A 21,527-nucleotide genomic window follows, 5' to 3' on the forward strand; every position below is an offset into this window, starting at 1 on the left:
ACCTCCTCGGAAAGGAGGGTGCGGGGCCGGTCCGGTGACGGCGGACCGGCCCCGCCGCCTGCTCACCGGCCGGGCACCAGCCAGGGCTCCTGCGGGAGCGGGCTGCCGGTCTCGACGAGGGACTTCAGGTTGGACAGGACGGCCGGCCAGCCGGACGAGATGGCCCGCAGTTCGTCCTCGTCGTTCAGTTCCTCGTGGGTGACGGTGAGCTTGACGATGTCGGCGTGCGGCTGGATGTCGAAGGTGACCCGGGAGTGCCGGTCCGGCTCCCCCTCGTGCTCGGGCGCGGCCCAGGTGGTGACGAGCCGGGTCGGGCGCTCGCTCACGACGACGGTGCCCACCACGTCGGCGATGCCGGACCCGTCGGTGCGGACGTGCTCCCAGCGGGATCCGGGGCGCCAGTCGGAGACGTTGGAGTGCCCCCAGTAGGCGGCGGTCAGGTCGGCGTCCGTGAGGGCGTCCCAGACCTTCTCCGGGGTGCCGGCGATGTAGGTGACGTAGACATAGCTGGGCTTGTCGCTCATGGCTTCCTCGGCTCGTCGCTTCAGGTCGCCGAGCGCGCGCAGGCGCGGGCGCTCGAACTTGTCGATCCACCGCTCCTGGATCTCGTGGAGCGGCACGGGGTTGAGGTAGTGCAGCTTCTCCCGCCCCCGCCGCACGGTGCTGACCAGGTTCGCGGCCTCCAGGACGGCCAGATGCTGGGTCACCGACTGCCGGGTCATGTTGATGTGCCCGCACAGCTCGCCCAGTGTCTGGCCGTTCTGCTCGTGCAGCCGGTCGAGCAACCGTCTGCGCGTGTCGTCGGCCAGCGCCTTGAAGACCTTGTCCATCGCACTGTCGTCCTCTGATCGCACACCCAACGTTATGCAGGCAGTCACCTGCATGTCAATTCCGGCACCCGGCGGCGAGCGTTCAGCCCCGCACGTCGAACGAGATCCACACGTCCGGCGGCAGCTCCGGCCGGCCCGGCACCGGGCGCGGCTCCTCCGTCCAGGCGTCCCCCGCGGCCTCGGCCGCGACCCGTCGCCAGAAGGCGACGGCGCCGGGGTTCTCGTACTGGAACGCGACCTCCCAGCTGCCCGGATGCCGGGTGAGCACCTCGTGGACGGCGCGCGACCCGATCCCGGTCCGGCGGGCGCCGCGCACCACGAAGAAGCTGTTGAGGACCCGCGCGGGCGCGCCCAGTCCGCGCACGAACGCGAAGCCGACCGGGTGCTCGCCCCGGACGAACAGGTAGGGCGCCCAGTCGGGCGAGGAGAAGGCGTCCGCGACGCGTTCGTCACGGAACGTGCCGTCGGGGCGGGGCAGCAGCCGGCGGAACCCGGACAGGTCGTGGCGGAACATCAGCCACAGCCGTTCGACGGTGGCACGGTCGGCGGGGGCGGCGGTGCGGACGACGACGTCCGTCTCGGTGGTGTCGGTCATGAAAAAAGCCTCACCCGGCGGGAGTTGCCCGCGCCGGGTGAGGCTGACGTCTACCGGGGAGACTACACCACGACGGCTTCGTCCTCGTCGGGTGCCAGGTAGTCCTCGCCGATCTCCTTCGGGCCGAACGGCCACACCTTCTCGAACCGCGCCCACAGCACGAACGCCACACAGCCTAGGGCGAGCCAGGCCAGCGACCATTCGATGGGGTGACGGCCCGGGGAGTTCTTGTCGGCGTAGCCGTAGATCACGCACCAGCCGACGAAGGCGACGATGCTCGGCACGGGGTAGAGCCACATGCGGTACGGCCGTTTCAGCGCCGGCTGCCGACGGCGCAGCACCGTGAGCGCCACGATCTGGGCCAGCGCCTGAACGATCACCATCACCGTGGTGAGGAGCTGGATGAGCGTGGCCAGATCGGTGTGGCGGCCGATCAGGAAGCCGATCGCGGTGATCACGCCCATGGTGGCGAGGCCCAGCATCGGGAAGCGGTGCCTGGGGTGGAGCTTCCCGTACGGCCGGAAGAACACACGGTCGCGCGCGGCGTCGTAGGGCACCCGGGAGCCGCCGAGCAGGCCGGTGAAGACCGAGGCGAAGGCCGTGATCAGGATCAGGACGGTGACCGTGTCGGCGGCTCCCTTGCCCCAGGTCTTCTCCAGGACCGCCGAGGCCACCGACGTGGAGGCGATGTCGTCGGGGTTCGTCATGCGGTGCCAGTCGATGACGCCGAGCGTGCCGATCTGCAGCAGCAGGTAGATCGCCATGATGCCGACGATGGAGAACAGGATGGAGCGCGGCAGGGTGCGGCCGGGGTCCTTGATCTCGGCGCCCATGTACGCGGTGGTGTTGTAGCCGAGGTAGTCGTAGATGCCGATGGTCAGGCCCGCGGCGAAGCCGAGCCAGAAGTGGTCGCTGGTCAGGTCGAAGGCGCCCGACGGGTAGGTGAAGGCCAGGTGCGGGCTGAAGTCGCTGGCCGCGGCGGCGATCACCAGCACCACCGAGGCGATCATCACCGCCCACATGACGGCGGTGATCCGGGCGATGTGCTCGATGCCCCGCCAGAGCAGGAGCACCACCAGGGCGATGATCCCGAGCCCGATCAGGTCGCCCGAGGTCTTCCCGAGGTCGGGGGCGAGATAGCCCAGGTACTGGACGAAGCCGACCACGCCGGTGGACATGATCAGCGGGATGAAGAGCATCGCCGTCCACACGAACAGGAACGGCATCAGGCGTCCGGTGCGGTACTGGAAGGCCTGGCGCAGATAGACGTAACTGCCGCCGGAGCCGGGCATCGCGGCGCCGAGTTCGGCCCACACCAGACCGTCGCAGAGGGCGAGCACCGCGCCCGCGACGAAGCCGATCACGGCCTGCGGGCCGCCGAACGCGGCGACCATCAGCGGGATGGTCACGAACGGGCCGATGCCGCACATCTGGCTCATGTTGATGGCGGTGGCCTGGAACAGGCCGACGCGCCGGACGAAGCCACCCGTGGGTGGCGCGTTGCCGGGACTACCGGGACTACCGGACATGGCGGGGCTCCTGGGGCGAGGACGGGGCGGAGAGGAGAGGACATCGGCCGAGAGGGCGGGATGGCCGATAAAGTTAAGGAGCCTTACTAGATGCGTCAAGTATGCGTCGGAAATCGGTGAGAATGGTGTGATGGCCGCCAGCGACGTCGTAGAGCAGCAGGAACAGCCCTGGAGCCGGCAGCGACTGCGCAGCACCAACGAGCGACTGCTGCTGGACCGGCTGCGTACGCTCGGTTCCGCCTCCCGGGCCCAACTGGCCCGCGAGACCGGCCTGTCCAAGCCGACGGTCTCCAGCGCCCTGGCCTCCCTGGAGACGGCGGGCCTGGTCCACGAGGTCGGCACCCACGCCCCCGAGCGCGGCCGCACGGCCGTGCTGTACGCCCCCGACCCGGCGGCCGGGTACGCGCTCGGCATCGACGTCGGGCGTGGCTGGCTGCGGGTGGCGGTCGCCGATCTCGACGGCACCCTGGTCGCCCGCTCGGAGGTGCGCAACCGGGCCCGCGGCTCGGGCGCCATGGCCGACCTGCTGGTCGCGACCGCCCGGCAGGTCGTCGCCAACTCGGGGGTGGACCCGGCCGAGGTGGTGCACGGGGTGGTGGGCACGCCGGGGGTGTACGACGAGCGGCAGCGGCGGGTGCGGTACGCGATGCATCTGCCGGGCTGGGGGCGCGCCGGGCTGTTCGACCGGATGCGCGAGGAGTTGGGCGTGCCGCTGGAGGTGCACAACGACGCCAATCTCGCGGCGCTGGGCGAGTACACCTACGGGGTCGGGGCGGGCAGCCGGCTGTTCGCGTACATCATGATCGGCACCGGCCTCGGGATGGGCGTCGTCAGCGAGGGGCGGCTGTTCACGGGGGCGCACGGGCTCGCCGGGGAGATCGGCTTCCTGCCCTGGCCCGGGCAGCAGCGCAAGCCGGAGCGGCTGGAGGACGCCGTGTCGGGGGTGGCCGTGGTCGAGACGGCGCGGCGGCTGGGGATGAGCGGTCAGCTCACCGCAAAGTCCGTGTTCGACGCGGCCCGCCAGGGCGACCGGGCGGCCGTGGAGGCGGTACGCCTGGAGGGCGAGCGGATCGCGCACACGGTGGCGGCCGCGGCGGCCGTGCTCGACCCGGACCTGGTGGTGCTGGGGGGCGGGGTCGGCCACAGCGTCGACCTCCTGCTGCGCCCCGTGCGGGAGCATCTGCGCACGCTCACGCCGCTGCGCCCGAAGCTCGCGCCCAGCCGGCTGGGCGAGGACGCGGTGCTGCTGGGCGCGGTGGCCACGGCCCTGGGCACCGCCCGCGACCTGGTCTTCGAGCGCAGATCGGCGGTGTCCTGAGAGCACCGGCCGGCCGCGCCCTGAAACCGGCGGCGCCAACTCGCGCGGACGCCACGGTGATTGACATGCCCCTCTCGGGACCCTAGCTTGAGCCAGGTTAGTAAAGTTTCCTAACTTTACGAGCCTGGAGACCATCGTGTTCCCTCGCCCCGCCCCCGGACACCGCCTCGCCACGGCCACCGTGGCCCTGGGCCTGCTCTGTGCACTCAACACGAGCGCCTGGGCCGGCGCCAGGAACCCGGCCGGGGCCACGCCCGATTCCCCCTCGCACGGCCACCCCCGGGTCACCCGGGTGCCGTCCGCCGCGGGCTCCGCCACCCCCCTGTCGGGCTATGCGATCCGGTCGACGGCCGAGGTCGGCGACTCCGCGACGGCGGTCTCCTCCCCCGGCTACCCGGCGAAGGGCTGGTATCCGGCGGGCCCCCGCTCCACGGTCCTGGCCGCGCTGCTCGCCGACGGCGTCTACGACGACCCGTTCGTCTCCACCAACCTCCAGAAGATCCCCAAGTCGCCCTTCCAGGTGCCCTGGTGGTACCGCAGCGACTTCACGGTCACCGACCCCTCCCACCGCACCTACCTGGACTTCAGCGGGGTGATCTCGGCGGCCGACGTGTACGTCAACGGCCACCGGGTCGCCACCACCGACGAGGTCACCGGCGCCTACACCCACCACGAACTGGACGTCACCTCCCTGGTGACGTCCGGCACGAACACGGTCGCCTTCCGCATCCAGCCCAACAACCCGAACAAGAACCTCACCATGGGCTGGCTCGACTGGCTCCAGCCCCCGCCCGACCAGAACATGGGCATCGTCCGCGACGTCCTGGTCCGGCGCGGCGGCCCGGTCGCGCTGCGCGACGCGCATGTCGTGACGAAGCTCGCGGTGCCGTCCCTCGCGACGGCCGACCTGACGGTGAAGGCCCAGGCCCGCAACGACTCGGACACCCCGGTCACCGCCGAGGTCTCCGGCACCGTCGCCGGGGTGACCCTCACCAGGTCGGTCGAGCTGGCGGCCCACCAGACGAAGACCGTCACCTTCACCCCCGCCGACACACCCGGTCTGCACCTGACCTCCCCGAAGGTGTGGTGGCCCGCGGGCATGGGCGGCCAGCCCCTCCACGACCTCGACCTCACCGCGTCGGTCGCCGGCACGGCCTCGGACACCGCCCACGAGAGCTTCGGCATCCGGGACGTCCGGGCCCCGCTCAACTCCGACGGCGCCCGCCAGTACTCGATCAACGGCCGCCGGCTGCTCATCAAGGGCGGCGGCTGGTCACCGGACGAGTTCCTGCGCTGGGACCGCACCTATGTCGAGGACCGTCTCAAGTACGCCCTGGACCTGGGCCTGAACGCCATCCGGCTGGAAGGCCACATCGAGCCCGACGAGTTCTTCGGCCTCGCCGACCGCCTCGGCGTCCTCACCCTGCCCGGCTGGGAGTGCTGCGACAAGTGGGAGGGGCAGACCAACCCCGGCGAGAGCGGCGAGAAGTGGACCGCCGCCGACTACCCGGTCGCCCAGGCCTCGATGGCCGCCGAGGCCGCCCGGCTGCGTGACCACCCGAGCGTGATCTCCTTCCTGATCGGCAGCGACGCCGCGCCCGACGCGAAGATCGAGAAGAACTATCTGGACGCCCTGAACGCCGCCGACTGGGCCGTCCCGGTGGTCCCCGCCGCCTCGGACAAGTCGGCTCCCCAGCTGGGCAGTTCGGGCATGAAGATGACCGGCCCCTACGACTGGGTCCCGCCGGGCTACTGGTACGCCAAGCGCGAGGGCGGCGCCACCGGCTTCAACTCCGAGACCAGCGCCGGCCCGGACATCCCCACCCTCGACACGCTGCGCCGGATGATGACCCCGGCCGAACTCGACACCCTCTGGAAGAACCCGGACGCCAAGCAGTACCACCGCTCGCCGTCCGCGACCTTCGGCACCCTGAAGATCTACGACGCCGCCCTCACCGGCCGTTACGGCGCCCCCGAGAGCCTCACCGACTACGTCCGCAAGGCCCAGCTCGCCCAGTACGAGAACGTCCGCGCCCAGTACGAGGCGTACGGGCGCAACCAGACCGACGCCTCGAAGCCGTCCACCGGGGTCGTCTACTGGATGTTCAACAGCGGCTGGACGTCCCTGCACTGGCAGCTGATGGACCGTTACCTCGACCAGGGCGGCGCCTACTTCGGGGCGAAGAAGGCCAACGAGCCCCTGCACGTCCAGTACTCCTACGACGACCGCTCGGTCGTGGTGGTCGGCAACCGGCCCACACCGGCCTCCCGGCTCACGGTTCGGGCCACCCTCTTCAACCCCGACGGCACCCAGAAGTACGACCAGACCGTCAGCGGCGTCTCGGTCGGGGGCGACGGGGCGCGTACCACCGCGCTCACCCTGCCGACGTCGGTGAGCGGGCTGTCGTCCACCTACCTGGCCCGGCTGACCCTCACCGATGCCGACGGCAGGGAGGTGAGCCGCAACGTCTACTGGCTCTCCACCAAGTCGGACACCCTCGACTGGGCGAAGACCGACTGGTACTACACCCCCACCACGAGCTACGCGGACCTCACGGGGCTGTCGTCCATGGCCCAGGTCCCGGTCACGGCGACGGCGTCGACGACGGAGGCCGACGGCACCTCGACCACCACGGTCACCGTCCGCAACGCGGGCACAGGGAAGACACCGGCCCTGCTGACGGACGTCCATCTGGTCGACACGAACGGCAAGCCCGTGCTGCCGGTCCGGTGGTCGGACAACCAGGTCAGCCTCTGGCCGGGCGAGTCCGCGACCCTGACGGCCGCCTACCGGACCGCCGACCTGCACGGCTCCGCGCCCCAGGTACGGGTGTCCGGCTGGAACGCGGTGGAGCGGACGGTTCCGGCAGGCCTGCCGGAACCGTCCGTCCCGCTCAGCTCACGTTGAGGGCGGTGTCGTCGATGACGAAGGACGTCTGGAGGGTCGAGCCCTCGACACCGGTGAACTTGATCGTGGCCGTGGTACCGGCCAGGGAGGAGACGTCGAAGCTCTTGAGGACGTATCCGGAGGCCGCGTTGAGGTTGGAGTACGTGGCCAGGGTGGTGGATCCGGCGGTGACCGTCAGCTTGTCGTAGGCGGTGCTGGTGGTGGTCTCCGCGGTGTCCACGTGCAGATAGAAGCTGAGCGTCGCGGAGCAGCCGGACGGAATGGTCACCGACTGGGACAGTGTGTCGGTGTGCGCGGATCCGTAGCCGTCGAGCCAGGCCTTGTAGGAGCCGGTGCGGGCCGCCTCGCTGCTGGAGTTGGTGATGACCCCGCTGGTGGCGGTCCAGGTGGTGTTGCCGGACTCGAAGCCGGGGTTGCCGAGGAGCTGGGCGGAGGTGCAGGTGCCGCCACCACCGCCACCACCGCCACCGCCTCCGCTGCTGCCGCTGCTCGCACCGGTGAGCCAGGCGGTGGCGTTGAGGGCGAGGGCGGCGTTGGTGGCGCCGGAGTCGTTCCAGCCGTCGTACAGCGTGTTGCCGGACTGGCCGGTGCCGTCGTCGATCGGGGAGCTGTCGCCCCAGAAGGCGACCCTGCCGCTGCCGAAGGTGCTGGTGGCGAAGAAGGCGCCGGTGTTGCCGGAGTAGCCGCTGCGGTACACCAGGCCCTTGACCGCCGAGTTGTCGGCGGGCTTGAGGGTGGCGGTCGTGCCGTCGGCGATCAGGCTCTTGGTGACGGTGCCGTAGGCGCCGTTCAGGACCGGGTCGCTGCTGTCGCTGATCGCGGCCGGGTAGCCGGAGCTGATGTCGAGCGAGTCGATCGAGAAGCCGAACGGGTCGGTCGAGTCGACGCTGTTGTTCGTCATCAGGTCGTTGAGGATCTCGACCGCGTCGTAGCCGTCGTTGTTCCGGTCGGCCCCGGTGTGGTCGGAGATCATGAACAGACCGCCGCCGGCCTTCACGAAGTTCATGATCGCCGTCTTCTCGGCGGTGGTGAACAGCGTGTTGGGCTCGGGCAGCACCAGCGCGTCGAAGTTCGACAGGTCCGTCGTCGACGAACCGCCGTACGTCAGCGCGCTGGTGGCGGTCTTCATGCTGTAGCTGCCGGTCTTCTGGAGGTCGACGCCCCACGAGGAGAGCGCGCCGGTCCAGTCCGTCTCCGAGGACGGGGAGGAGTCCTGGGAGAGCGGGTCGGGCTTGCTGGTGGAGATGATCCAGTCCGCGTTGCCGGCTTCCTCGGCGTGTCCGTCGTCGAACAGGACGCGGTAGGTGGTGGCCGCGTGAGCGGGGGTGGCGGCGGTGCCGACCTGGAGGGCGGCTCCGGTGACGAGCAGTGCGAACCCGGCCAGGGCGGTGGTGAGTCTGTGGCGGGATCTGCTGGATCCAAGCATCCGGCGAACCTCCATGAGGGGTGGGGTAGAGGCGGTGCGGGCGCCAACTCTGCGCGCGTAGAACCCGCTTGAGATTTCTACACGCGTCGACTCCTTGAAAGGTACATGGCATGTCGGATCGATGAACAGAAAACCGCTGTAACAACCGGACGGGACTGGCTCCCGACTGAGCGGGCAGATTGGACTTCAGCGGGGTACCGACGAAGAGGGGCGGACATGGAGATCTCGGGCATCATCAGTGCCATCATCATCGGCGCCATCATCGGTGTACTGGGGCGCCTGGTCGTCCCCGGCCGCCAGCACATCGGCCTGCTGTGGACCATCGTCGTCGGCATCGTGGCGGCGCTGCTGGGCTCGGCGATCGCGGCCGGCTTCGGCGTGGCCGACACCAAGGGCCCCGACTGGATCGAGTGGTTCATCCAGATCGCACTGGCCGCACTCGGCGTATCGGCCCTGGACCGAGCCAAATCACGCCGGTGAGATGCCGCGCCCCGTCAGGGGCGCGGGGAACCGCACGAGCAACCACCTACGACCCGCAGCCGCTCACACGGCGTAGACGTACGGCGTAGTCGTACTCAACCCGTGAAAACCGAGCCGCTCAAGAATCGGCCGGCTCATCGCGGACGCGTCCACCTGCAGATACCGATACCCGTGGTCCGCGGCGACACGCGCGCGGTGAGCGACCAGGGCGCGGTACACCCCCCGCCCCCGCCACCCCTCCGCCGTGCCGCCGCCCCACAACCCGGCGAACCGCGTCCCCGGCACCAGCTCCATCCGCGCGGCACTCACCGGCTCGTCCCCGGCCAGCGCCACGACGGCGACGACGTTGTCGGGCTGCTCGGCCAGCTGCGCCAGCAACCGGTGCCGCAGCCGGGATCCGTCCGTGCCGAAGGCCTTCTCGTGCACGTCGACCACGAGATCGACGCCCGCCGCGTCCACGGCGGGCACCACCCGCACGCCCTCCGGGAGTTCGGCGTCGAGGCTCAGCCCGGAGACCTCGGCGACCATCAGCGCCTCCTCCGGCTCCGGCCGGAACCCGGCTGCGACGAGCCGGGCGCCGAGGTCCCACGGGAGGTCGTGCCCGTAGAGCTTCCACTCGAACTCGTGCCCGAGGCGCCGGAAGAAGTCGATCTGCTCGGCGATCGCACGGTCCGCGGTCGTCTCGTCCAGGCCCGACCAGAGGACCCCGTTCCAGCCTTCGGCGTCCGCGGCCTGTCGCACCACTGCGCCGACGCGTTCGACGCGCGCGCCGGGGCCGTCGGGCCGGGCGCCCTCGCGGATGTCACGGTCGTAGAGGGCGAGCACTCCTTGATGATCCATCCGAGCACTTCAGCATTCGCGCCCGGCGGCGGCAACGCATTAACCGGCGCTCCGCTCGGCGCGCCCGCCGGGCGGGTCAGCCGAGTTCGAGCGTCGTCACCCCGAAGACCCGCTCGCGGGCGTGGTCGCGGACCGGGCCCGTGTACATGCGGGCGGTCTCGAAGGAGGGGGTGAGACCGGCCGTCTCGGCGAGTGCGACGGCCGCCGGGTTGGTCTCGGGGACGTCGATGGCGACAGGGGCGCCGGCCGCCTCGGCGGTGAGCGCGGCGAACAGGGCGCGGGCGTCCTCGGCGGTGTCGGCGAAGAGGGGGCCGATACGCAGGGTGTCGCGGCCGGGGCGGAGCACGCCGTAGCCGGTGACGCGGTCGCCGTCGTGGCGGACGACCGCCCGGTGGCCGGCGCCGGTCAGCCAGGCGGCGAGAAAGCGCGGCCGGTCGGCCGGGTAGCAGGCGCTGTCGTACGCCGTGAGGGCCGCCAGGTCGGCGGCACGGGCGGGGCGGACACCGTCCGGGACCTCGGTGGCGGGGGCCTGGCCCACGAACCGGACGGTGCGGTGGGCGAGTTCGAAGCCGGACTGGCGGTAGTTGTCCTGCTGGGCCACCACGCCGTCCAGGCCGACCGTGCGGGTGCCCGCGTGGGCCAGGGCGGTCTTCCAGGTGGTGAAGCCGTGACCGTGGCCGCGCAGGTCGGGGCGGACCAGGTAGCAGCCCAGGAAGGCGTAGTCGGCGCCGTAGGTGACCACGGAGATGGCCGACACCGGTTCCCCGTCGAGCCGGCCGATGAAGAACCCCTCGGGGTCCTGGGCGAAGAAGGCGGGGCCGTCCGAGAGACCGGGGTTCCAGCCCTCGTCCGCCGCCCAGCCGCTGATCACCGGCCAGTCGCCGAGCGTGGCCTGGGTGACGACGAGGTCCTGGGGGGCCGGAGAGGTCATCGATGAGGGTCCGTTCCGTGGCGGGTAAGTCGGGCGGGCGGCACGGTGACCGGCACCGCGCCCGCACCATCCTTTCCGATCAACGGACGCCGCGTCACGCCGGGATCAAGCCGCCGGCGCGCCAACAAGCCGTTCCGGCGCGCGTGTTGGGCACTCGGCCCCCAGGGGCGGTGAGCCCCGGCACGACGCAGGCCCCACCGGTCGGGTCCGGTGGGGCCTGCTGATGCGCGGCGCGTCGGCCCGCCCTGCTGTCCGGGTCGGACGGTCAGTTCGTCCGGCCGGGGCGGAACCGCCGGTGCAGCGCGGTGCCGGCGAGCAGCAGCGCCGCGCTGCCCGCGACGGCCGCACCCGTCAGGTCCGTACCGGTGTGGGCGAGCGTGCCCGCCGGGGCCGGCGGGACGGCGGGGTGGTCCGTCCTGGGGCCGGGGTGGTGCTTGACCGGGGGCGGCGCGGTCGGCGGCTCCGGGGCGGGCGGCTGGGTCTTGGGCGGCTCCGGGGCGTGGGTCTCCGGCGGGCTCGGGTGCTCGCCGGAGGTGTTCACGGAGGTGTTGCCGATCGCCGGGTTCAGGACGCCGACCACGTTGACGCTGTTGCCGCTGACGTTCACCGGGAGATCGACCGGCAACTGGATGCCGTTGCCGGAGATCACCCCGGGCGAGTCCTTCTCCGTGCCCTGCGCGGACGCACCGCCGGACGTGGCCGAGCCGCCGGGCGCGCCATGACCGCCACCCTCGTTGGCGCAGGTGTTGCCCGCCGCCGGGTTGAGCAGCCCCACCACGTTCACGGTGTTCCCGCACACGTCGACCGGGAGGTGGACCGGCAACTGGATGCCGTTGCCGGAGATCACCCCGGGCGAACCGGCCGCGGTGCTGTTCGCGCCCGAGTCGGCCCAGGAGGGGACCGCCACGGCCATCGCACCGGAGGCGGCGGCGACGGCGATCACACCGTTTCGGGTAACCCGTTTCATAGGTTCCCTGCCTTCCAGACATGATTGCGGGCGCTCGCCCGCAACGGTTAAAACGCAGACGAACTATCCGAGTTATGGCTTATCCCTCTTTCACCCCATTGAGTGACACTGGTATCGAACCAGTGGCAAAAATATGCAAGGAACCTGGAAGCGGGTGATCGCGCGGAGAATACGGCCTCCCGGCCCGCCCCGCTCGCCGGGAGGCGTGCTCTCCGGAGCCCGCTTATGGTGAGCCAAAGCCCTGTTTCCGGTCCGTCACGGAGCGTCCCTGGAGGCTCTCGATGCCTGCCGTGCCCCGTACCCGGCCCGCCCTGCGGCGCTGCGCCGGCGCCGGAGCCGTCGCGCTGGCGCTCCTCGGCGCGGGGCTCCCCGGGTCCGCGGCGGCCTCGGCGGCGGGGAGCAAGGAACCCGACCTGACCCGGTTCTACGGGCAGAAGGTCCGGTGGGCGGCGTGCGAGGACGAGGAGCTGCCCAAGGACATGCAGTGTGCCAGGGTCACCGTCCCCCTCGACTACGCGCGGCCGGCCGCGGGCACCCTGGATCTGGCGCTCTCCCGCTACCGGGCGACCGGAAAGTCCCGGGGTTCGGTGCTGCTGAACTTCGGCGGCCCGGGCGGCTCGGGCGTCAGCCAGCTCGGCATCGCCGGCAAGGACTACATGGACCTGACCAACGGCTACGACGTGGTCGGCTTCGATCCGCGCGGGGTGGGCCGCTCCTCCCCCGTGAGCTGCGGCGACGCCGCCGACGGGCCCTCCGACGGCGACAGCTCCGACAAGCCCCCGGACGTCGCCCATCCGCAGGCCCTGATGAAGGCGCTGCAGCGGCTGACGGTCCGGTGCACCGAGCACTCCGGGCCCGTGCTGTCCCACATAGGCACCGTGAACGCTTCCCGGGACCTGGACGTCATCCGGCAGGCGCTCGGCGACGACAAGCTGAACTACCTGGGCTTCTCCTACGGCACCAGGCTCGGCGCGGTGTACGCGGCGCAGTTCCCGCACAAGGTGGGCCGGATGGCCCTGGACGGCGTGGACACGCTGACCGAGTCGCTGGCCGAGCAGGGGGTGGCCGGTGCCCGGGGGCAGCAGACGGCGCTGGACGACTTCCTGGACTGGTGCGTCACCGACCTCGGGTGTCCGTTCGGGCAGGACCGGCGCAAGGCCGGGGACGCGGTCGTCCGGCTGGTCCGCTCGCTGGACGAGAACCCGGTGCCGTCCGACTTCGGCGGCGCGTTCTCCGGTCAGGACCTGGTGGACGCCCTCGGGGAGGGGCTGTACAGCAGGGACCTGTGGTCGCAGCTGGCGCGGGCGCTGGCCTCGCTCACCGATGACGGGGACACCCGGGGGGTGCAGAACTTCGCGTCCGGCGGGTATGCCGTCCCGTCCGGGACGAAGCGGGGCGGCGGGCTGGTGGACAGCGCGGACATCCCCACCGACAACCTGTCGGCAGCCCTGATGGCGATCAACTGCGCCGACGACCCCGACCGGCCGAGCGCCGCGCGGCTCACCGAGGACGTCGCCCGGCTCAAGAAGGAGTACGAGCAGGCGTCCCCGGTGTTCGGCCGGTTCCGGCTCACCCAGGTGCTGCTCTGCTACGGCCGGCCACGCGGCACGGACTTCATCCGTGAGCAGGTCAAGGACGTGCCCTCCGCGCCGATCCTGCTGGTGGGCACCCGCGGCGACCCGGCGACGCCGTACAGCTGGGCGGTCGAGACGGCGAAGCGGCTCGGGCCGTCGGCCGTGGTGCTGGACAACCGGGGTGACGGCCACACCGGGTACACGTCCTCCCGGTGCGTGCACGGCAAGGTCGACGACTACCTGCTGTACGGCACGCTGCCGCCCGACGGCAGCTCCTGCCCGGCGGACGGCGACGGCCGCGGGGCCGTCACCGACGCGTCGGGCGCGGGCTGAGCAGGCTCAGGCGAGGGTGAGCTCCGGGGCGTAGAGGTCGATCCACCGGGCCAGGTCCAGGGTGCGTTCCAGTCCGCGCCGGGCGGCCTGGTTGCCCAGCTCGGGCCGGTTCGCGGCCCGCTCCGCCTTCTCGTGGTCCACGAGGTCGAAGACCCGGTGGTCGGGACGGGCCAGCAGGTCCTTGACCTGCTCCTGGAGGGCCCTGCCGTAGGCCGGGTCCTGGGTGGACGGGTAGGGGCTCTTGACCCGGTCGTACACCGACTGCGGAAGGACGTCCCGGGTCGCCTCGCGCAGCAGGGTCTTCTCGCGGCCGTCGAAGGACTTCAGGGCCCAGGGCGCGTTGTAGACGTACTCGACGAGCCGGTGGTCGCAGAACGGCACCCGGACCTCCAGGCCGACGGCCATGCTCATCCGGTCCTTGCGGTCGAGCAGGGCGCGCACGAAGCGGGTGAGGTGCAGATGGCTCATCCGGCGCATGCGGAACTCGAAGTCGCTCTCGCCGGTGAGGCGCTGGATGCCGGTGACGGCGGAGTGGTAGGAGTCGGCGATGTAGGTCTCCAGGTCGAGGGACTTGGCGAGGTCCGCGCGCAGGACGTCGGAGTCGTCGCCGAAGTGCCGGGCGAACTGGAACAGCCAGGGGAAGGTGTCGGCGGTGCGGGCGCCCTCGTCGAAGAACTGCAGGTAGCCGCCGAACACCTCGTCGGCGGACTCCCCGGACAGCGCGACGGTGGACTGGTCGCGGACGGCCTTGAACAGCAGCAGGAGCGAGGCGTCCATGTCGCCGAACCCGGCCGGCAGGTCACGGGCCCGGATCACGCGTTCGCGGACGGCGGGGTCGGCGAGGCTGCCCGCGTCGAGGACGATGTCCTGGTGGTCGGTGCGGGCGAGCCGGGCCACGTCGTGCACGAAGGGCGTGTCGGGGGTGCCGCGCAGCTCGTCGGCGACGAAGTTCTCGGTCTGGCCGACGAAGTCGACGGCGAAGCTGCGGACCTTCTCGCCCTGGGCGGCGAGTTGCCGGGCGGCGAGCGCGGTCATCGCGGAGGAGTCGAGGCCGCCGGAGAGCAGGGTGCAGCGGGGCACGTCGGCGACCAGCTGGCGGCGCACGATGTCGTCGAGGAGTTCGCGGACGGTGGCGACGGTGGTGTCGCGGTCGTCGGGGTGCGGGCGGGTCTCCAGCCGCCAGTAGGCCCGGGTGCGCAGGCCGTGGCGGTCGACGGTGACGACGGTGCCGGGCTCGACCTCGCGCATGCCCTCCCACACGGCGTGGCCGGGGGTCTTGACCATGGTGAACAGCTCGCGCAGGCCGTCCAGGCCGACCCGGGGGCGGACCAGCGGGTTGGCCAGGATCGCCTTGGGTTCGGAGCCGAACAGGACGCCGTCGGGGGTCGGGTACAGGTAGAAGGGCTTGATGCCCATGCGGTCGCGGATCATCACGAGCTTGTCGTGGCGGCCGTCCCAGACGGCGAAGGCGTACATGCCGTTGAGTCGCTCGGCGACCGTGTCGCCCCACTCCACATAGCCGCGCAGCACCACCTCGGTGTCCGAGTCGGTGGTGAACTCGTGGCCGCGGTCGGTGAGTTCACGGCGCAGTTCGGTGAAGTTGTAGGCCTCGCCGGAGTAGACCATGGCGACGGTGCCGTGCGGGGTGCGGACGGTCATGGGCTGGCGGCCGCCGGGCAGGTCGATGATCGCGAGCCGGCGGTGCCCGAGGGCCGCGGGGCCCTCGCTCCAGGTGCCCCGGTCGTCGGGACCGCGGCAGGCCATGGTCTCCGTCATTGCATCCAATGCGCGCGTCTCGGTGGTGAGGTCACGGTCGAAGGAGACCCAGCCGGTGATGCCACACATGCGTTACCTCCTGCTGCCGGTCGGCCGGGCACGCCGCGCCACCTGCGGTTCCACGGCGGAGGCGATTGCCCGAGCGAACCACTTGTATTCAGCACCTATATGACGAGCGTGCGCCCGGGACCCCGGCCGGTCAACCTGGCCGTAACACGGACGGCCGCCCCGGCTCCCTCTTTCGGCCGCGCTTTGCCCGCGCGAGGGCCGCGAACCCGGCCCACGACGGCCCCGGCCCACCCGGAACAGGCCAAGCGCAAAAAGTTCCCCAAGCAGACGGCGCCGGGCTCCTCGCCCGACGCCGGTCACCTGACGCTGTCGCCGCCTCGCGCTACGCCTTCACGCCCACGAACCGCTCCACCGCCGCCGTCAGCTCGGCGGGCCGCTCCACCGGCAGCTCATGGCCCGCGTCGATGATCCGGACCTCCGCGTCGGGGTAGGCCTTGGCCATCCGCAGCATCTGCCGCACCGGCAGCTGGATGTCGTGGTAGCCGTGCACCATCAGGGTGGGCGCGGCGATCTCACCGGCCCGGTCGAGGACGTCGAAGGCCCGCATGGCACCGTAGAGCGTCATCACGACCTCGCGCGGGGTTCCGGCGGAGGACCGGACGTACTCACGGATCTGCTCCTTGGGATACCCCGGGGCGAAGGCCCGCTGGATGTTGGTGGCGACGAACAGCTTGTACGGCACCAGGGTGGAGGCCGCCATCAGCAGTCCCCGGCCGCGGCTGTACGTCATCCGGCCGATGGAGTTGACCAGGACCATCCGCTCGACCCGCTCGGGGTGGGCGAGCGCGAGGGTCTGGGAGATCATGCCGCCCATGGAGTGACCGACGGGGACGAAACGATCCACCTCCAGGTGGTCGAGGAGAGCGGCGACGTCCTCGGCCAGCTCGGCGACGGTCTTCACCCCGGCTCCGGTGCTCTCGCCGTGGCCGCGCAGGTCGAGGCGGATCACCCGGCGGTCCGCGGCGAAGTGGGCCATCTGGTGGTCCCAGCGGTGCCGGTTCGCGGTCCAGCCGTGGATGAACACCAGGGGCGCGGCGGTGCCGTCGCGGGGGCCCTCGTCGTCGTACGCCAGCGTCGCTCCGTCGACTTCGAGCTGCGGCATGGGGGCCTCCTGGGGCGTGATCCGGTTACTGCCGGGTACGGTAACCGGCGCCCTGGTCCGGCGTCATCGGGAAGTCGGCCTCAACACGGTTACAGCGTGCGCCTGATGGCCCGCACGGCGGACTCGGCGTCGTCCGCGTCACCGGCCGAGACCGCGAGGCGCGCGAAGGGCGCGGACCTCGCCAGGTCGACCAGGACGACCGGGCCGTGTTCGTGGACGGCGACGAAGTCCCGCCCGCCGGGGTACTCCCACGCGCCGACGCAGAACCGGTCGGGGAGCCAGTGGCCGTGGTGGTGCGCCTCACCGCGCAACACTCGCCACCAGTCGGGCTCCACCGAGGCCCCGCGCACCTGCGCGAGCGGCACCCGGATCCGGCTCCGGCGGGCCAGGAGTCTCTCCGGGCCGCTCAGGTGGACGACGACCTCGTCCTCGTCGACGGTCAGCCGGGCCATCGCGCTCACCTCCTCCATCCAGGGGAGTTTTACCCCAAATGCCGCAATCGCGAATCCGCCCTATGGTGCTGATATGGAGCACGCACTCAGTCCCACGACCCTCGCCGAGCTGCGCCGCCCGCGTCCCTACCCCGCCGTCTCCGTGCTGACGCCGACGCACCGCCGCGAGCCCGACAACGCCCAGGATTCCGTCCGGCTGCGCAATGTCGTGGCCGAGGCGAAGAAACAGCTGGAGAACGATCCCTCGGTCACCCGGGAGCGGCGTTCCGACGTGGTCAGGCAGCTCGACCAGGCGCTCGCCGAGGTCGACCTGACCTACACGGAGGACGGTCTGGTGATCTTCGCCGCGCCGGGCGAGCACCAGGTGTGGTCCCTGGCCCGCAGTGTCCCGGAGCGCGTGGTGCTCTCGGACACCTTCCTGACCCGCAACCTGGTCTCGGCGCACGCCGCCGAGCGCCCGTTCTGGGTGCTGTCGCTCTCGGCCGACCGCGTCACGCTGTGGAACGGCGGCGTCGACCGGGTGACCGAGAGCCGGGCCGGCGGTTTCCCGCAGACCCGCAGCCGGCAGAACTTCGACGCCGAGCGCCGGGAGCAGATCGGCGACATGCCGAGCACCTTCCGCGACGAGGACACCAAGCACTTCCTGCGGGACGCGAACACCGCGATGGCCGCGCTGCTGCGCGAGGAGCCGAGACCGCTGTACGTCACCGGCGAACAGGCGGCCCTCTCCCTGTGGGAGGAGCTCGGCAACGTCGCCCGGGAGAGCATCCCGGTGCAGCACGGCGGTCTCTCGCACGCCGGTCCCGAGACCGTGTGGCAGGCGATCCGGCCACTGCTGGCCGCCGAGTCGCGCCGGAGCACCGCGTCGGTGGCCCGGGAGCTGGAGTCCGCGCGCGGCCACAAGGCGTTCGCGGCCGGTGTCGACGAGGTCTGGCAGAACGCCCGTGAGGGCCGGGTCCGGCTCCTCGCCGTCGAGGAGAACTACCGCACCACGGTCCGCGACGACGGCGACCATCTGATCCCGGCGGCCAGCGGCGACCTCGACTCCCGCGACGACATCGTGGACGAGATCGTCGAGCAGTGCCTGGAGACCGGCGCCGAGGTCCGCTTCGTCCCGGACGGCACCCTCGGCGACGAGAGCGGCATCGCCGGCGTGCTGCGGTACTGACGAGCCCCCCTCTCCCGGCCGACGACTACGCTCGATGCCGGTGATCGTCGGCCGAGAGGGAGTATGGGCGTGGCAGAGCTGCTGGGCGTCGCGGTACTGGGTGCCGGACACATGGGCGCCGACCACATACGACGGCTCGACCAGGTGGTGAGCGGTGCGCGGGTGGCGGCCGTCGCCGACCCCGACCTGGGCCGCGCCAAGGAGGCGGTGGCCGGTCTGGACGACGTCTCCGTCCACGCGGATCCACTGGCCGCCCTGGCCGCGCCCGGTGTGGAGGCCGTGCTGATCGCCTCCCCCGGTCCGGCGCACGAGGAGCCGCTGCTCGCGGCCTTCGAGCGTGGGCTGCCGGTCATGTGCGAGAAGCCCATGGTGCCGGACTCCACAGGGGCCCTCCGGGTGGTGGAGGCCGAAGCCAGGCAGGGACGCAGGCTGGCGCAGATCGGGTTCATGCGCCGCTACGACGTCGAGTACCGGCGTCTGAAGACCCTGCTGGACGGTGGCGGTCTGGGCCGGCCGCTGATGCTGCACTGCACGCACCGCAACGTCTCCTCGCCGCCCGGCTTCACCAGCGCCATGCTCATCAACAGCTCGGTGTCGCACGAGATCGACGCGGCCCGCTGGCTGCTCGGCCAGGAGCTCACCGCGGTGAGCGTGCTGCGGCCGCTCCCCTCCTCGGACGCGCCCGAGGGGCTGCTCGACCCGCAGCTGGTGCTCTTCGAGACCGCCGGCGGCGCCCTCGTCGACGTCGAGGTCTTCGTCAACAGCGGCTTCGGCTACCAGGTGCGGTGCGAGGCCGTGTGCGAGAAGGGCAGCGCCCGGATCGGCGAGGACCGCACCATGCTGGTCACCACGGCCGACGGCGCCCGCGAGGAGGTGGCCCAGGACTATCTGGTGCGGTTCGCCGACGCCTACGACCGCGAGGTGCAGGCCTGGGTGGACGCCACCCGGCAGGGCCGGGTCACCGGCGCGAGCGCCTGGGACGGCTACGCCTCCTCCGTGGTGGCCGAGGCCGGGGTCCGGGCGCTGGAGTCCGGCGGCCGTACGACCGTCGAACTCGCCCCGCGCCCGGACCTGTACGCCGAGGTCAGCCGCTGACGCTCGGGGCGCCCGTCTCCAGGTGGCCGGTGAACCGGCGCGACCAGCTCGCGTCGGAGTCGACGGTCACCGTGAAGTCGTACCAGCCGCCCTGGTAGGCGACCGCGTTGAAGTAGTCCTCGGTGGAGGCAGCGGCGGCCACGGTGTACGTCCAGGGGCCGTCCGAGCGGTAGTTGTTCGAGGTGATGGTGAACTTGACCGACGCCGAGCCCGAGTTGGCCATCCGGAACCAGACGGCGAGCTTGCCGGTGCCGGGCTCCACCGCGTAACGGACGCTCACCTCGGCCGACTTGCCGGCCTTGGTGGCGTCGCCCTGGAAGCGGCGCAGGAAGCGGTTGGGGCCGGTCATGGTCAGGTCGTACTTGCCGGCGCCGTACCCGGTGCCGATGTTGAAGTAGTCCGAGGCCGTGCCGCCCGCGGCGACCGTGTACTGCCAGGGGGTGGTGTCGCGGTAGGCGTTCGGGTGGATGGAGAAGTGGGCGGACCGGGCCGCCGGGGTGCCCTGGTTGGCCATGGTGAACCAGGCGAGGATCTTGCCGGCGCTTCCGAACTCCAGGTGGTCCAGGTAGCCGTTGGGCTGGTAGGGCAGCGCCCGGGCCGGGCGGGTGCCGGCCTCCTGGGCGGGCAGGGCGTTGTCCGTGGGGACCGGGTTGGGCAGCGGGCCGCAGGTGGAGTAGCCGATGACGCTGGTCGCGGGGAGTGAGACCGCGCCGTGGACCGGGTTGGCGAAGTCGAAGACGCCGGTCAGGTCGCCGCTCACCGCGCGCCGCCAGGCGCTGATGTTGGGGCAGTTGGCGGGCTTGCCGAGGGCCGCGGTCCAGGTCTCCAGGAAGCGCAGCACCGAGGTGTGCTCGAAGACCTCCGAGGAGACCCAGCCGCCGCGCGTCCAGGGGGAGATGACGATCATCGGGACGCGGAAGCCGAAGCCGTACGGCACGCCGTTCAGGAACTCTCCGGCCGTGCCGGCGGGCGCGGCCGGCGGCGGCACGTGGTCGAAGTAGCCGTCGTTCTCGTCGTAGTTGAGGAACAGGACGGTGGAGTCGAAGACGTCCTCGTCGGCGGCGAGGGCCTGGTAGACCAGGTTGACGAAGTGGGCGCCGTCGCCGGGCGGGGCGTAGGGGTGCTCGGAGAAGGCCTGGTTGGCGACCACCCAGGAGACCTGCGGGAGGGTACCGGCGACCACGTCGGCCCGGATGGCGGCGGCGATGTCGTCGGGGGTGGAGCCGGTCACCGCGGGGACGGAGGACATGCCCCGGTCGTACAGGGGGTTGCCGGGCTTGGCGCCCGCGAAGTTCTTGAAGTAGGCGCAGCCGTTGTCCCCGTAGTTGTCCTGGGCGTTCTGGTAGACCTTCCAGGTCACTCCGGCGTTCTGCAGCGCCTCGGCGTAGTTCTGCCAGGTCAGCCCGGACTCGTCGCCGCCGTCGTAGCTGCTGGAGTCGACCTTGCCGCTCCACAGGTAGGTGCGGTTGGGGCCGGTGGCGCTGAGGGTGGAGCAGAAGTAGGCGTCGCAGATGGTGTAGTTGTCGGCGAGCGCGTAGTGGAAGGGGATGTCGGAGCGGTCCAGGTAGCCGAGGGAGCGGACGTTGCCGACGCCCGCGACCCAGTTGTCGAGGCGGCCCTTGTTCCACGCGGAGTGCTGCGAGGACCAGGAGTGCGGGAGGTCGCCGTTGCACTGGGCGAGGGTCTCGCCGTCCTTGCCGCCCGCGTCCGGGGTGGCGCTGAGCTTCCAGGGGTACTGGCGGCCCGAGCCGCTCGGCTGGTTGAAGACCGGGTACCCGCCGCCGAGGGTGATGCCGCTGCGGTCCGCGAAGCCGCGGACGCCCTTGAGGCGCCCGAAGTAGTGGTCGAAGCTGCGGTTCTCCTGCATGAGGATCACCACGTGCTTGACGTCCGAGATCGTGCCGGTCGCCGTGCTCTGGGCCGCGGCCGCGGTCCGTGGGCCGGCGGCGCCCACCGCCATGCCCGCCGCCACGGAAGCGCCCAGTCCCACGAAGCCTCTTCGGCTGATCGGTGTCATTCGCCCCGTCCTCGTCACGGGTGTGCCCGTGCGGCACACCGCGCGCAAGGGTGCACGGGGCGCCCGTCCGGGTCCAGACCGGAGCGGTGAGGCGGGAGTGAACAGAAGTCAAAGTGC

The 21,527-nt window shown here is 71.5% G+C and carries 17 protein-coding genes; 6 read left to right on the top strand and 11 right to left on the bottom strand.

Annotation, left to right across the window (positions count from 1 at the left end; translation table 11 throughout):
• Positions 1-62: 62 nt before the first annotated feature.
• The 3 genes from ACFZDK_RS40305 to ACFZDK_RS40315 form a co-directional block, all read right to left on the bottom strand.
• Positions 63-830: a metalloregulator ArsR/SmtB family transcription factor gene (locus tag ACFZDK_RS40305; protein WP_390980191.1), complete on the bottom strand. Its 768-nt coding sequence runs from the start codon at positions 828-830 to the stop codon at positions 63-65.
• An 82-nt stretch (positions 831-912) separates the two neighbouring features.
• Positions 913-1,425, bottom strand: coding sequence for a GNAT family N-acetyltransferase (locus ACFZDK_RS40310; protein WP_390980193.1), 513 nt, complete (start codon positions 1,423-1,425; stop codon positions 913-915).
• A 62-nt stretch (positions 1,426-1,487) separates the two neighbouring features.
• Positions 1,488-2,954: an amino acid permease gene (locus tag ACFZDK_RS40315; RefSeq protein WP_390980195.1), complete on the bottom strand. Its 1,467-nt coding sequence runs from the start codon at positions 2,952-2,954 to the stop codon at positions 1,488-1,490.
• A gap of 130 nt (positions 2,955-3,084) precedes the next feature.
• On the opposite strand from ACFZDK_RS40315, the gene ACFZDK_RS40320 reads away from it, so the two are divergent.
• Together ACFZDK_RS40320 and ACFZDK_RS40325 are read left to right on the top strand one after the other, a co-directional pair.
• Positions 3,085-4,272, top strand: a complete 1,188-nt coding sequence (locus ACFZDK_RS40320; protein ID WP_390980197.1) for an ROK family protein — start codon at positions 3,085-3,087, stop codon at positions 4,270-4,272.
• 136 nt (positions 4,273-4,408) lie between these two features.
• Positions 4,409-7,180: an exo-beta-D-glucosaminidase gene (locus ACFZDK_RS40325; RefSeq protein ID WP_390980199.1), complete on the top strand. Its 2,772-nt coding sequence runs from the start codon at positions 4,409-4,411 to the stop codon at positions 7,178-7,180.
• Here ACFZDK_RS40325 and ACFZDK_RS40330 read toward each other — a convergent pair.
• Positions 7,167-8,606 carry a hydrolase gene (locus ACFZDK_RS40330; RefSeq protein ID WP_390980201.1) on the bottom strand — a complete coding sequence of 480 codons (1,440 nt, stop codon included), beginning with the start codon at positions 8,604-8,606 and terminating at the stop codon, positions 7,167-7,169. The two genes, ACFZDK_RS40325 and ACFZDK_RS40330, sit on opposite strands and share 14 nt — an antisense overlap.
• A gap of 216 nt (positions 8,607-8,822) precedes the next feature.
• On the opposite strand from ACFZDK_RS40330, the gene ACFZDK_RS40335 reads away from it, so the two are divergent.
• Positions 8,823-9,086 carry a GlsB/YeaQ/YmgE family stress response membrane protein gene (locus ACFZDK_RS40335; RefSeq protein ID WP_390980203.1) on the top strand — a complete coding sequence of 88 codons (264 nt, stop codon included), beginning with the start codon at positions 8,823-8,825 and terminating at the stop codon, positions 9,084-9,086.
• Positions 9,087-9,149: 63 nt separating this feature from the next.
• On the opposite strand, the gene ACFZDK_RS40340 is transcribed toward ACFZDK_RS40335, so the two are convergent.
• From ACFZDK_RS40340 to ACFZDK_RS40350, 3 genes are all read right to left on the bottom strand, one after another.
• Positions 9,150-9,926, bottom strand: coding sequence for a GNAT family N-acetyltransferase (locus ACFZDK_RS40340; protein WP_390980205.1), 777 nt, complete (start codon positions 9,924-9,926; stop codon positions 9,150-9,152).
• 76 nt (positions 9,927-10,002) lie between these two features.
• Entirely contained in the window at positions 10,003-10,857 is an 855-nt protein-coding gene (locus ACFZDK_RS40345; RefSeq protein WP_390980207.1) for a GNAT family N-acetyltransferase, read from the bottom strand.
• 265 nt (positions 10,858-11,122) lie between these two features.
• Positions 11,123-11,800 (bottom strand): chaplin family protein, encoded by a 678-nt coding sequence (locus tag ACFZDK_RS40350; protein ID WP_390980209.1) that lies wholly within the window; start codon positions 11,798-11,800, stop codon positions 11,123-11,125.
• Between the two features lie 305 nt (positions 11,801-12,105).
• Here ACFZDK_RS40350 and ACFZDK_RS40355 point away from each other — a divergent pair, with 305 nt between their 5' ends.
• Positions 12,106-13,731: an alpha/beta fold hydrolase gene (locus ACFZDK_RS40355; protein ID WP_390980211.1), complete on the top strand. Its 1,626-nt coding sequence runs from the start codon at positions 12,106-12,108 to the stop codon at positions 13,729-13,731.
• Between the two features lie 6 nt (positions 13,732-13,737).
• Here ACFZDK_RS40355 and asnB read toward each other — a convergent pair whose 3' ends face one another.
• The 3 genes from asnB to ACFZDK_RS40370 all read right to left on the bottom strand — a co-directional run bounded on the left by asnB (position 13,738) and on the right by ACFZDK_RS40370 (position 17,148).
• A complete protein-coding gene (gene asnB / locus ACFZDK_RS40360; RefSeq protein WP_390980213.1) occupies positions 13,738-15,576 on the bottom strand; it encodes an asparagine synthase (glutamine-hydrolyzing) in 1,839 nt (612 codons plus the stop codon).
• Between the two features lie 322 nt (positions 15,577-15,898).
• On the bottom strand, positions 15,899-16,678 hold the full coding sequence (locus tag ACFZDK_RS40365; RefSeq protein ID WP_390980215.1) for an alpha/beta fold hydrolase: 780 nt from the start codon (positions 16,676-16,678) through the stop codon (positions 15,899-15,901).
• A gap of 89 nt (positions 16,679-16,767) precedes the next feature.
• A complete protein-coding gene (locus ACFZDK_RS40370) occupies positions 16,768-17,148 on the bottom strand; it encodes a hypothetical protein (protein WP_390980217.1) in 381 nt (126 codons plus the stop codon).
• Positions 17,149-17,203: 55 nt separating this feature from the next.
• Between ACFZDK_RS40370 and ACFZDK_RS40375 the strand changes: the two genes are divergently transcribed.
• Together ACFZDK_RS40375 and ACFZDK_RS40380 are read left to right on the top strand one after the other, a co-directional pair.
• Positions 17,204-18,298, top strand: coding sequence for a chemotaxis protein (locus ACFZDK_RS40375; protein ID WP_390980219.1), 1,095 nt, complete (start codon positions 17,204-17,206; stop codon positions 18,296-18,298).
• Between the two features lie 69 nt (positions 18,299-18,367).
• The gene (locus ACFZDK_RS40380; protein ID WP_390980221.1) at positions 18,368-19,393 is read left to right on the top strand and encodes a Gfo/Idh/MocA family oxidoreductase; all 1,026 of its coding nucleotides are present in this window, start codon (positions 18,368-18,370) and stop codon (positions 19,391-19,393) included.
• Here ACFZDK_RS40380 and ACFZDK_RS40385 read toward each other — a convergent pair.
• Positions 19,383-21,410, bottom strand: coding sequence for a phosphocholine-specific phospholipase C (locus ACFZDK_RS40385; protein ID WP_390980223.1), 2,028 nt, complete (start codon positions 21,408-21,410; stop codon positions 19,383-19,385). The two genes, ACFZDK_RS40380 and ACFZDK_RS40385, sit on opposite strands and share 11 nt — an antisense overlap.
• Positions 21,411-21,527 lie beyond the last annotated feature (117 nt).

Origin of the sequence: Streptomyces sp. NPDC007901 (genome assembly GCF_042959465.1) — a bacterium.
Classification (GTDB): domain Bacteria; phylum Actinomycetota; class Actinomycetes; order Streptomycetales; family Streptomycetaceae; genus Streptomyces.